Raw genomic sequence first — 11,905 nt, 5'->3', positions numbered from 1 at the left:
GAACTTCCCGGCAGCTTTTACCCTCAGGCAACCAAGCGAATCGAAAAACGTTCTACAAATTTACTCCTAATCCAAAAATCAAAGATGGCATGCCAACTCGTCTAAGTGTAAATATCAATAAAGTGGCGCTGATCCGAAACGCCCGGTTGGGCAACCTCCCTGATCTGGTGCAGGTCGCAAAAGACTGTGAGCGGTTCGGAGCAGAAGGCATCACTGTGCACCCCCGCCCCGATGAGCGGCACATCCGCTACAGCGATATCCCCCAACTAAAAGCAGTAAATACGACCGAATTCAATATAGAAGGCAACCCCACGGAAAAATTTATGGAGCTGGTGCAAAAGAATCAGCCTACGCAGGCCACACTCGTACCGGACAGCCCCGATGTGCTAACTTCCGATCAGGGGTGGGACACCATTAAGCACAAAGCTTTTTTGACAGACATCACGCAGCAGTTGCATGCAACCGGCGTCCGGGTATCCATCTTTGTCGACCCGGTTGCCCGGTACGTAGAAGGGGCGAAGGCGGTAGGTGCAGACCGCATCGAATTCTATACCGGAGATTATGCCAAACAGTTTGAAGCAGACCGGCAGAAAGCCGTTGCCCCTCACGTTCAGGCTGCAAAGGTGGCCCGGGAAGCCGGGCTGGGCATCAACGCCGGGCACGACCTCAATCTCGACAACCTTCGGTTTTACCAGGAAAATATCGAAGGCCTGCTCGAAGTTTCCATTGGGCACGCCCTGATAGCAGATGCGCTTTACTTTGGGCTTTCGAATACTATTCAATTGTATTTGCGGCAGTTGGGGTAGGGGGGGATTGTTTTTGGCGTTCGGTCGGTCGGCTTACCAAAAAGTGTAAAAACAGGAATTTTGGAAGCCTTCAAGGCAGCGCATTGGAAAACCATGGCGTTAAATTAACAATGGGTTAACAAAAACTTAACTCTAAAACTTTTTATGTTTAAAAAAAGCGCTACTTTAGCGCTTAACTCTACGTTTTAAAACAAAAAGTAATTAGTATGAAAAAACTCTCACTAGTGCTGGGACTGGTGGTCTTTGCCATTGGTTCCATGCTCGCACAGAGAACTGTCACTGGTACCGTCAGTGACCAAAACGGCGACCCGCTCCTGGGCGCCAGTATTCTCGTCAAAGGAACGACAACGGGTACAATCACTGACATTGACGGAGTTTACTCCATCAATGTTAAAGGTGATGATGCTATTTTTGTAGTCAGCTACACCGGCTTCGAAACAATGGAAATAGAAGTGGGTAGCCAAACTGCATTGGACATTACTATGACAGAAGGTGTGAATCTTCAGGAGGTTGTAGTGGCAGCCCTTGGTATTGAGCGTGAGGAAAAAGCACTTGGTTACTCCGTACAGGAAGTAAAAGGTGCCGAATTGGCAGAGACCAAGGAAGTCAACGTTGTGAATTCCCTCAACGGTAAAGTTGCAGGTATTCAAATCCAGGGAGCACCTTCTTCGTTGGGAGGTTCTTCCCGTATTACCATTCGGGGCTCCAACTCTTTCCTGGGTAACAATCAGCCGCTGTTTGTAGTGGACGGTATTCCACTGGACAACTCAAACTTTGCTTCCAATGATCAAATGGTTGGTTTCGGAGGAGCTACCGCTTATGATTATGGTAATACCATTCAGGATATTGACCCTGAGAGCATCGAAAGTATGACCGTTTTGAAAGGTGCTGCTGCATCTGCCCTCTACGGTCAGCGTGGTGCAAATGGTGTGATCCTGATCACTACCAAGGATGGCTCCGGCCGCAAAGGCAAAGGAATTGGCGTTGAAGTCAATTCCAGTATGACTTTTGACCAGGTGAATAACCTGATCCCTCACCAACAGGAATACGGCGGTGGTGCAATCAATCCCAATACGCCGTCTGGTTTCAATACTGTAATCCAGGATGGTCAGGAATACTTGTATCCATCTTACTCCAAAGATGGTTCCTGGGGGCCAAAGTATGATCCTAACGTACTGGTGCGCCACTGGGACAGCTGGGACCCTGCAAGCCCTCTTTATAAAGAAGTACGCCCATGGGTAGCTCCCAATGCAGGTTACGAAGACTTCTTTGAAACAGGTCAAACGCTGCAAAACAACATTGCATTGAGCGGTGCAAATGACCAGGGTAATTTCCGTCTGGGCTATACTAACCTTTCTCAAAAAGGCACAATGCCAAATGGTCGCCTCGAGCGTAACTCTGTAAACTTCAACTCCGGGTATCAGATTCATGATCGGGTGCGTGTTGAACTTGCAGGTAACTACGTGCGCACTGATGCAGAAAACAGGAACGTAACAGGATATAATAACGGCAACCCAATGCAAGCCTTCACTCAGTGGTGGCAGACGCAGCTGGACATGGATCGTTTACAGAACGATGTTCGAACTGATGGTTTCCAACAGACCTGGAACCCACGTGGCCCACAGCGTGACGGGCAGCAGTTATTGTTCTTCGACCCAACGCCTAACTTCTTCGATAACCCGTACTGGGTTCGTAACAATTACCTTCAGGAAGACGTGCGTAACCGCTTCTTTGGTAATGGTCAAATCAGCGTAGATGTCGCCGAGGGGCTTGTTGCATCTGCACGCGTAGGTACAGACTTCTACCAGTTCAGCCTTCGGGAAGGTATTCCTGTGCAGTCGGTGGAAACCTCTTACTATGGTGAAACAGAGCGCCGCTTCCAGGAAACCAATATGGAAGCTAAGTTGACCTACACCAAGAATTTTGACCGCATTTCTCTTAATGTGGTAGGTGGTGGTAACCGTATGCGTCAACTACAGCGCCGTACTTCCGCTAATACTTCTGGAGGATTGGCCATTGACGGGTTCTTTAATATTGAGAATTCACTTGGATCCCCCTTGATTTCGACTTATGAGGAGCAGTGGGGAATCAACAGCGTATTTGGCCTGGCCTCTGTTGGCTTTGACAACTGGCTCTACTTTGATGTAACAGCCCGTAATGACTGGTCATCTTCTTTGCCCGATGGAAGTAATTCCTACTTCTATCCATCAGCTTCTGTTAGTGCTGTGATTTCTGACCTCCCTATTTTTGGTGGTGCAATAGGTCCGATCTCCTTTGCAAAGGTACGGGCTAGTTTTGCACAGGTAGGTAATGATGCGAACCCTTACAGCCTTCGTAACGTGTACTTCCCACAGACACCTAACTATTTTGGGAATCCACGCTACTCAGTGCCTAATGTTCTGAATAATGCAGAGCTTCGTCCTGAGCTGACATCTGAGGTCGAGTTTGGTCTTGATTTACGCTTGTTGAATGGCCGGGTCGGATTAGATATTGCTTACTACGACCGTACAACAGAGGATCAGATCTTCACCGTGCCAGTGTCTGCAGCTACCGGGTATACCGCACAGGTGCTCAATGCTGGAGAAATGCGCAACTATGGTGTGGAGTTCCAGTTGAACGTTATTCCTGTAGAGACAGAAAACTTCCAGTGGAACATTCGCCTGAATGCGCTGCGTCAGTACAACGAAGTCGTTAACCTCGCTGAAGGCATTGAAAGCATTGCACGTGGTAACACATGGGCTGCTGATTTGCGTATCGCAGAAGGCTTACCTTACATGGCTATTTTTGGTCAGGATTATGTTTATAATGAAGACGGAGAGCGCCTAGTGGATGAAGAGGGTTTTTACCAGTTTACTTCCGGGCGGGAGTTCTTAGGTTCTGCAATTGCGGACTGGACCGGCGGTCTTCAGACTGGCTTCCGCTACAAAGGCATATTCGCCAGCGTTTTGTTTGACTTCCAGAAAGGTGGCGCCATCCATTCTACCTCTTTGCAGTGGGCGAAGTACTCTGGTATGCACCCTGAGACCGTTTCCTTTAACGGTGTAGATGACGTGCGTGCAGAGGGCCTTATTCTCCCAGGTGTGAAGGCTGATGGTACGCCAAACGATATCCCGGTTGACCCACAGGTTTACTACCAGACTTACTGGACCCGTGCTGCACCAAACGTATATGAGGCGAGCTTCCTCAAACTGCGTGATGTGCGGTTGGGGTATACCATTCCAAACCGCTTGTTTGGCAAATCACCATTCCGGGATATGACGATATCAATTTTCGGTCGGAATTTGGCTATTTTGGCTGCTGATCTGCCATACCTCGATCCACAGATCATCACAGGTGCTGGTAATGATCAGGGACTGGAAAACGCACAGGTGCCTTCTACCCGTTCTATGGGTGTCAACCTGAGCTTCAAGCTTTAATTTAACAATACCGAAACGTTTGGCAGGCAATGCTTTCGCCCGCCAGACGTTTCGTTCGGTGTTTTTAACTAAAACAAAAGTTTACAATGAAATATATCTTTCAATATAAGTACGCTTTCTTCTTAAGCGCATTGCTTTTGGGAGCTACTGCCTGTGACGATATCACAGAGCTTAACGTCGATCCCAATAATCCAACGGAGGTGCCTGCTGCCAATTTGGTCACCCAAGCAGAGTATGAACTCAATGAAAGACTTTGGGGTCGAGGCTTTAACGCCGAATGGACAATGCTGATGGTACAGCACTGGTCACAGAATGAGTACGCTGAAGACTCTCGCTATGTGGCTTCTCCGGGTTTTGTCAACAACACCTGGACGGACCTGTATGCAAATGTACTTTCTGAACTGCAGGCGGCTCATCAGATCATCGAAAACGATGAGGAAATTATTGATGAAGGTTTTCGCGCTAATCAGTTAGCCATCGTCGAGATACTCACGGTTCATGCCTTCCATAATCTCGTTGATGCCTTTGGTGATATTCCTTACACTGAAGCCCTTGATTTGATTGATCATCCGCTGCCAGCGTATGATTCTCAGGAGAGCATTTATCTCGACTTGTTAAGCCGTTTGGAAACCGCCGTAAACAGTTTCACAACTGATTCTCCTTCCTTTGGTGGTACAGAGCTGATTTACGGCGGAGATGTAACCCTTTGGCGTAAGCTGGGCAACTCTCTAATGATGCGTATGGCTATGCGAATCGTTGATGTAGATGAGTCTACTGCTAAGTCCTATATTGCAAAGGCCGCTGACCCTGCCAATGGCGGCATAATTTCCAGCAATGAAGAGAATGCCCTTTTTGAGTTTTCTGATGACCCCAACATTGCCAATCCGCTATTTGTAGATGCTACGATTAATAACCGTGATGACTTCGCAGTTTCGGAATTACTGGTAAGTACACTTCAAGACCTGGGAGACCCTCGTCTTGAGATGTATGCTGCTCCAAACAACGTAGGGGTTTACTACGGCATGCCTTACGGCCTTACCGATGGTGAAGCTTTCGCGCTGAAGGATACCACTTCTCGTCCTAATCCAATGGTTCGCCAGGCTACTGCTCCTGCTGTAATTATGGACTATGCTGAAGTGAAGTTCCTCGAGGCTGAAGCTTATCAGCGTGGTATCCTTGCTGGCGATGCTGCTGCAGCTTACGCTGAAGGTATTGAAGCCTCAATGAACTACTGGGGCATTACTGATGAAGCCGCCATTTCAGATTACGTTGCTGCGAACCCATACGATGCTGGTAACTGGAAAGAACCTTTGGGCTGGCAAAAGTGGATTGCCTTCTATATGAATGGTCCACAGGCCTGGGCAGAATGGCGCCGCCTAGACTACCCGCAGCTCGAATTACCGGCTGCAGCTACTATTGGCTCAATTCCGGTTCGTCTGCCCTATCCTAATGACGAGCAGGCGCGTAACGGAGCTTCTTTGAATGCCGTTACGGATGACATTGGAAGCCTTACGAATAAGCTTTGGTGGGATGTCAACTAACAAGGCGCTAAGAGTGCTTTCGAGCTGTTAGAACTTTACAGCTTGATAACTAAAACAACTTGGGAGGGCTTTTGTCGCGTGGCAAAAGCCCTTTCCTTTACCTTTAGACTGAGTATTAACCCAGGAAAACATGAAATGCCAATTTGCACTATTTTTAGGATTTAGCTTACTTATAGCTTTTGCAGGTTGTGATAAACAGGAAGCCTCTCCTCCTGGTGCAGGCAATAGTTTAGGTCATGGCACTAACGTTATAGTGGCATATGAAGACTCATTGGCAGGTCATCCGATTGTGGTGATCGGTAGTGAGCGCCGTGACTTCGCAATTGCTTTTTCAAGGCTTTTTCAAGGTCAGGAGCTTGCTTTCAGTCCTTTACAGGGGAGATTGCCCGTGGTCATGGAGGACAACCTGGGCAACTGGTGGAATATGTTTGGCCGAGCGGTTTACGGACCAGACCGGGGCGCTCAGTTAGATTTTATCAATTCAGGAGTAGGCTACTGGTTTGTTTTCGGCGCTACTTATCCCGGGTTGCCGGTTTATGGACTCGGAGGTCAAGGCTTAGCCATCCACCCGGATACTTCAGGAAACTGGGGTGTGCCTTCCGCCTATGTATCTCAGGGCGCGGGCTTTGATGGAATACCAGCTTTGCTGTATCCACCATTCATTAATTATCATCCATTTAACCTGGATCCGAACGAGCCTTTCTATCTGGAAAGCAATGATCTGGTCGTGGTGGTTTCTCTCAATGATGAAACAAAGGTATACCCTCACAAAATCTTGGACCGCCATGAGATCGTAAATGACAGACTGGGAGGAGTGGAAATCTCGGTGACTTACGCCCCGTTTACGGGTACAGCAAAAGTATGGAAACGCAGTGGAGAAGATGCCAGTTCGTCTTTCGGTGTTTCTGGTCGGATATACAATAGTAATATGCTGGCTTTCGACCGAGTTACTGAGACGCTTTGGCACCAAATAGAAGGTCGGGCTGTATTTGGTCAGCGCCTTGGAGAGCAGTTGGAGTTAATTCCTCATGTCGAAACGACCTGGGGTACTGTACTATGGTTTGGGCCCAACCCGACAGTAATGGATATCAATACAGGGTCTTCAAAAGATTATGGTGAATACCCATTTGGTGACTACAAAGAATCCTCTACTGTCTACTTCCCTCTGCTTTACTCCGATGACAGGCTACATCCTAAGGAGCGTATCTTTTGCGCTAGCTATGGCGGCGTGGCAAAAGCTTGGCAAATGTCAGATTTTTGAGTTAAATCCCATTTTATCTAAAACTCAATCGTATAACTATAACTTCCCCCACCCGAAGGCGCAGCAGGCTTAGCGGGCTCCTTTTTTGCTGAAGTCGTATACTGATACTGCACAGCAGTAGGCTGCGTTTCTGGCTTAGGCAAACGGAAATGCACCTTAATTGTGTTGTGAAAAACCACCTTCGTTTTCTTCCCGGGCAATTTCGGTACTTCGAACTTTAACAACTTCGTCACCCGTACTGCTTCCTCATCACAGCCCTGCCCAATGCCAGAGACGACCTGGGCTTCGGTGACCTGCCCTTCGTGGTTGATGCTGTATTTCAGCACAACGGTGCCTTCCACCTTTGCCTTCAGCGCTTCCTTTGGGTATCGCAGGTTTTGCGCAATGAACTGCCGCAGTGCCTTGGGGCCGCCCGGATATACCGGCTTTTTGATGAAATGTTTGTCTTTCTTTTCGCGTTGCATAGCTATGCTTTAAGATCAGGGGTGAACCCCGCTGAAGTGATCAATGATAAGAAAATTTGACAAATAATCTTTTTCTCCCTAAATTGATTTCACAGTTAAGCCCACTAAATGAAATTAGAGTCCTTCTTTCAGTACCTGGAATTCGAGAAGCGTTTCTCTATCCACACCATTACCGCATATCGCAAAGATTTGCTGCAATTCAAGGCGTACCTAAGCACAGCTCTGGGCATTGAGCAAATGCAGGAGGTTCGCCACAGCCATATCCGGTCGTTTATGGTGGAACTGATTACGGAAGGGCGGGAAGCCCGGACAGTTAACCGTAAGCTATCCACTATTAAGGCTTACTACCGGTTTTTGCTGCGCAGAGGTCATTTAGCGGAAGACCCCACCCTCAAAGTATCAGCCCCCAAATTGCCGAAGCGCCTGCCGGGCGCGGTGCGGAAAGATGCATTGCAGACCTTATTTAATAAGACTAAATTTCCGGAAGACTATGAAGGCAAAAGAGACCGGTTGGTCCTGGAGCTGCTGTATGCCACCGGGATGCGCCGCTCGGAGTTGATCGCGCTATGCCCGGAAGACTTCAACTGGGCGCAGCAGGAAATTCTCATCCGCGGTAAGGGGGGGAAAGAAAGGCTGGTCCCGATCGGGAAAAGCCTGGTGCTGGAAGTGCAGGATTTCCTGAAACGGCGCGAAGAGCTGCCCGGGGCTGCACAACAAAAGCCGCTGTTGCTTACCGCAAAAGGCAAGCCGATGTACCCCAAGCTGGTTTATAATATTGTACGCAAGTACCTTTCGGCTGTGAGCCCCGACGAGCGGCTTGGGCCACACGCCCTTCGCCATTCCTTCGCCACACACTTGTCTGAGAATGGCGCCGAGCTCAATGCGATAAAAGCGTTGCTCGGGCATTCCAGCCTGGCTTCCACGCAAGTATACACGCACAACTCTGTAGAGCGGCTTCGTGCCGTTTATCAACAAGCCCATCCTAATGCAAAGGGGGATGATTAGCACCTGCCCCCTGATGTACGACCATATTTAACCTCATTATCATCAAAAAGGAAAGATTATGAAAGTTCAAACAGAAGCAGTATCGTTTAAAGCCGACCAGAAACTCATCGATTTTATCGAACAGAAGCTACAGAAGATGGAAAAGTATTTCGACCGGATTATTGAAGCCAAGGTGACGCTGAAGCTGGAAAACTCCGGACAGGTCAAAGATAAGATCGCAGAGCTCAGCATTACCGTCCCCGGCGACACCTTATTCGTGCGGGAATCCGCCAAAACCTTTGAGTCTTCAGTAGACGGTGCCGCCTCCACCATGCGCCGGCAGCTGATCCGGTACAAGGACCGCCTCCGCCGTAAATCGGCTTAAGCCATAAGATCAGGCTTACTCTATTGCAGGCCTGATATAGAAAGGGTGGGAGTATTTGCGCCGCTTGGGTTAAGGCTCAAGCGGCGCAAGTCATGTAAAGGGGAACTTTTTCTGATTCTATAGACTAATGGTATTGCAGGTTGTCTGGGAATTACTAACTTTGCCGGGCAAATGAAAAAAAGTGCCAAAAAAAGCGAACGAGCTTTTTGAATATTGACAAAAGTTGTATCTTTGCAATCGCTTTGAGAAAATGATCCAAAAGCGATATTTGACAGGCTAAAAAAAAAGTGTTTTACCGCTTGTAGATTTGATTCTTTCAACTATCTTTGCGGGGCGATTTTAAGAAGGGTGCTACCAACCACTTTTTCAGTATAAAAATTGCTGCATAATGAGTCATAAGCCAGCATAGCTCAGTTGGCCAGAGCAGCTGATTTGTAATCAGCGGGTCGGGGGTTCGAATCCCTCTGCTGGCTCAAAAGCAGCAAAGTCGCTTTAAAACACAAGCTGCTTTCCGGAGGCTTTTTAAGAAGTCTTTGGGAAGCAAACGGGGGTGCGCCGGAGTTGGAGAGCCGGGCCAGACTGTAAATCTGGTGACTTTGTCTGAATAGGTTCGAATCCTATCACCCCCACCATTTCAGGTTCAACTGAAATTTTCGCCAATGCTACGAAGGTAGCTAAGGCGTTTTGCTGTTTCTGGTCCCTGCAAAGGGATTGCAGCATTTGAAAAATTAAAGAAGCGGGTGTAGCTCAGTTGGTAGAGCATCAGCCTTCCAAGCTGAGGGTCGCGGGTTCGAGTCTCGTCGCCCGCTCTAATTTTTCCCAGATTGCTGGGAAAAAATGAAGAATAGGGGAGTGCCCTTCATCAGAATAAGGTAACCTGATCTTCTTCTTCTGAAATATTGATAAGTGCCTTGCTTCGGCAGGCACAAAAAATAAGCCGGTCACGGCAAGGAGCGTCTGCCTAATACCGAAGTTACTCTGGCAAGAGTAGCAGGATGGAAGTGCAAGCTTCATGAATGTAAAAGTTAAGCCAATGTAGCTCAGGGGTAGAGCACTTCCATGGTAAGGAAGGGGTCAGGGGTTCAATTCCCCTCATTGGCTCACTTTAGTGAACGGTACTTTATTCTGATTCATTATTAAAATTTCGCATCAAAAATTTGATTACCGATGGCTAAGGAAACTTTTGAAAGAACGAAACCCCACTTGAACGTGGGTACTATCGGTCACGTTGACCACGGTAAGACGACGCTTACTGCAGCGATCACTAACGTACTTGCCGAGTCAGGTTTTGCAGAGAAGAAAGACTATGATTCTATCGACGCTGCTCCTGAAGAGAAAGAACGTGGTATTACCATTAATACGGCACACGTAGAGTACGAAACAGCAAACCGTCACTACGCTCACGTGGATTGCCCAGGTCACGCCGACTACGTAAAGAACATGGTTACTGGTGCTGCTCAGATGGACGGTGCGATCCTTGTTGTGGCTGCTACCGACGGTCCAATGCCACAGACTCGTGAGCATATCCTGCTTGCGCGTCAGGTAGGTGTACCTAACATCGTTGTCTTCATGAACAAAGTTGACCTTGTTGACGACGAGGAAATGCTTGAGCTCGTTGAGATGGAAGTTCGTGAACTGCTCGATCAGTACGAATTCGACGGCGACAACGCTTCTATCATCCAGGGTTCTGCACTGAAAGCACTCGAAGGAGATGCCGACGCTAAGCAGAAGATTCTTGACCTGATGGCTGCTGTTGACTCTGACATCCCTGAGCCAGAGCGTGCTGTAGACAAGGACTTCCTGATGCCTATCGAGGATGTATTCTCTATCACAGGTCGTGGTACTGTTGCTACAGGCCGTATCGAGCGTGGTGTTATCAATACTGGTGACCCCGTTGAGATCATCGGTATGATGGCTGACGACGCGAAGCCACTGACTTCTACCATTACAGGTGTGGAGATGTTCCGTAAGATCCTGACTCGTGGTGAAGCTGGTGACAACGCTGGTCTGCTGCTGCGTGGTATCGACAAGAACGATATCAAGCGTGGTATGGTAATCTGTAAGCCAGGTTCTGTTAAGCCTCACAAACACTTCAAGTGCGAGGTTTACGTACTGAGCAAGGAAGAAGGTGGTCGTCACACGCCATTCTTCAACGGCTACCGCCCACAGTTCTACTTCCGTACCACTGACGTAACTGGTGATGTGAATCTGCCAGACGGTGTTGAGATGGTAATGCCTGGTGACAACGTTTCACTGGAAGTGAAGCTGCTGAACACTATCGCAATGGAGAAAGGTCTGCGTTTTGCGATTCGCGAAGGCGGTCGTACCGTAGGTGCCGGTCAGGTAACTGAGATTATCGACTAAGCAACTTTCGAACGAAACTTGTACAGGCTTCATCGCCTGTCAGCAAGTCTTGAAATAAGTGAAGAAGACTGGGTTGTGATCAACTCGGTCTTCTTCCACACACGGGCATAGCTCAACTGGTAGAGCGACGGTCTCCAAAACCGTAGGCTGGGGGTTCAAGTCCTCCTGCCCGTGCAAGTGCTAAGCCGGAGGACGCAGAAATATGATCCCGGTGATGCAGCTGTTGGGAGCGATAGCGACCTTACAGATGCACGACCGGGAAGTCCTCCTGCCCGTGCAAGTGCTAAGCTGGAGGACGCAGAAATTGACCTGCTGATAAATTGCAAGAGCTTATTGCAAAAGATGCAGAAAAGAACCTGCTACCGGCGAGGCTAAATTTATTGGGCAAATTCATTTTTGAATCCCATAGATGCAGCGGATAGTTGTGCTATGGGACATCCCTGTAAATTGAAGAAATAATTTTAGACTTCAACTTAACAAGCGAGGTAAGATGGAAAGGTTGAAATTGTACATTCTAGAGAGCTATAATGAGCTTGTTACCAAGGTAACCTGGCCATCATGGTCAAACCTGCAGAGCAGCACAGTCGTCGTTTTGGTGGCTTCCATTCTGCTCGCACTGGTTATTTTCCTCATGGATGTTGTATCCAAGGGCGTACTGGACCAGATTTACAGCCTCTAATTTTT

At 48.3% G+C, this 11,905-nt stretch carries 9 protein-coding genes and 5 tRNA genes; 13 read left to right on the top strand and 1 reads right to left on the bottom strand.

Annotated features, from left to right (window positions below):
• Positions 1 to 89: 89 nt before the first annotated feature.
• From MRY86_RS23895 to MRY86_RS23880, 4 genes are all read left to right on the top strand, one after another.
• Positions 90 to 806 carry a pyridoxine 5'-phosphate synthase gene (locus MRY86_RS23895; RefSeq protein WP_293569988.1) on the top strand — a complete coding sequence of 239 codons (717 nt, stop codon included), beginning with the start codon at positions 90 to 92 and terminating at the stop codon, positions 804 to 806.
• A gap of 206 nt (positions 807 to 1,012) precedes the next feature.
• Positions 1,013 to 4,222, top strand: a complete 3,210-nt coding sequence (locus MRY86_RS23890; RefSeq protein ID WP_293569990.1) for a SusC/RagA family TonB-linked outer membrane protein — start codon at positions 1,013 to 1,015, stop codon at positions 4,220 to 4,222.
• 86 nt (positions 4,223 to 4,308) lie between these two features.
• Entirely contained in the window at positions 4,309 to 5,763 is a 1,455-nt protein-coding gene (locus MRY86_RS23885; protein ID WP_293569992.1) for a SusD/RagB family nutrient-binding outer membrane lipoprotein, read from the top strand.
• A gap of 130 nt (positions 5,764 to 5,893) precedes the next feature.
• A complete protein-coding gene (locus tag MRY86_RS23880; protein WP_293569994.1) occupies positions 5,894 to 7,024 on the top strand; it encodes a DUF3179 domain-containing (seleno)protein in 1,131 nt (376 codons plus the stop codon).
• Positions 7,025 to 7,041: 17 nt separating this feature from the next.
• Here MRY86_RS23880 and MRY86_RS23875 read toward each other — a convergent pair whose 3' ends face one another.
• Positions 7,042 to 7,488 carry an energy transducer TonB gene (locus MRY86_RS23875; RefSeq protein ID WP_293569996.1) on the bottom strand — a complete coding sequence of 149 codons (447 nt, stop codon included), beginning with the start codon at positions 7,486 to 7,488 and terminating at the stop codon, positions 7,042 to 7,044.
• A 108-nt stretch (positions 7,489 to 7,596) separates the two neighbouring features.
• Here MRY86_RS23875 and MRY86_RS23870 point away from each other — a divergent pair, with 108 nt between their 5' ends.
• The 9 genes from MRY86_RS23870 (at position 7,597) to secE (ending at position 11,900) form a co-directional block, all read left to right on the top strand.
• Complete coding sequence (locus tag MRY86_RS23870) at positions 7,597 to 8,493, top strand: tyrosine-type recombinase/integrase (protein WP_293569998.1); 897 nt, start codon at positions 7,597 to 7,599, stop codon at positions 8,491 to 8,493.
• 58 nt (positions 8,494 to 8,551) lie between these two features.
• Entirely contained in the window at positions 8,552 to 8,857 is a 306-nt protein-coding gene (raiA, locus tag MRY86_RS23865; protein ID WP_293571977.1) for a ribosome-associated translation inhibitor RaiA, read from the top strand.
• 399 nt (positions 8,858 to 9,256) lie between these two features.
• Positions 9,257 to 9,330 (top strand) — tRNA-Thr (locus MRY86_RS23860).
• A 73-nt stretch (positions 9,331 to 9,403) separates the two neighbouring features.
• A tRNA-Tyr gene (locus tag MRY86_RS23855) sits at positions 9,404 to 9,489 on the top strand.
• 104 nt (positions 9,490 to 9,593) lie between these two features.
• A tRNA-Gly gene (locus tag MRY86_RS23850) sits at positions 9,594 to 9,666 on the top strand.
• A 220-nt stretch (positions 9,667 to 9,886) separates the two neighbouring features.
• Positions 9,887 to 9,958: transfer RNA gene (locus tag MRY86_RS23845), tRNA-Thr, on the top strand.
• Between the two features lie 66 nt (positions 9,959 to 10,024).
• Complete coding sequence (gene tuf, locus MRY86_RS23840; RefSeq protein ID WP_293566224.1) at positions 10,025 to 11,221, top strand: elongation factor Tu; 1,197 nt, start codon at positions 10,025 to 10,027, stop codon at positions 11,219 to 11,221.
• Between the two features lie 101 nt (positions 11,222 to 11,322).
• Positions 11,323 to 11,395: transfer RNA gene (locus MRY86_RS23835), tRNA-Trp, on the top strand.
• Between the two features lie 316 nt (positions 11,396 to 11,711).
• Positions 11,712 to 11,900, top strand: coding sequence for a preprotein translocase subunit SecE (gene secE, locus MRY86_RS23830; RefSeq protein WP_044222961.1), 189 nt, complete (start codon positions 11,712 to 11,714; stop codon positions 11,898 to 11,900).
• Positions 11,901 to 11,905: the final 5 nt, after the last annotated feature.

It is taken from the genome of Phaeodactylibacter sp. (genome assembly GCF_022763345.1).
Classification (GTDB): Bacteria; Bacteroidota; Bacteroidia; order Chitinophagales; family Saprospiraceae; genus Phaeodactylibacter.
Note: the sequence above shows the minus strand (reverse complement) of the source record. Positions and strands in the feature narration are given on the sequence as shown.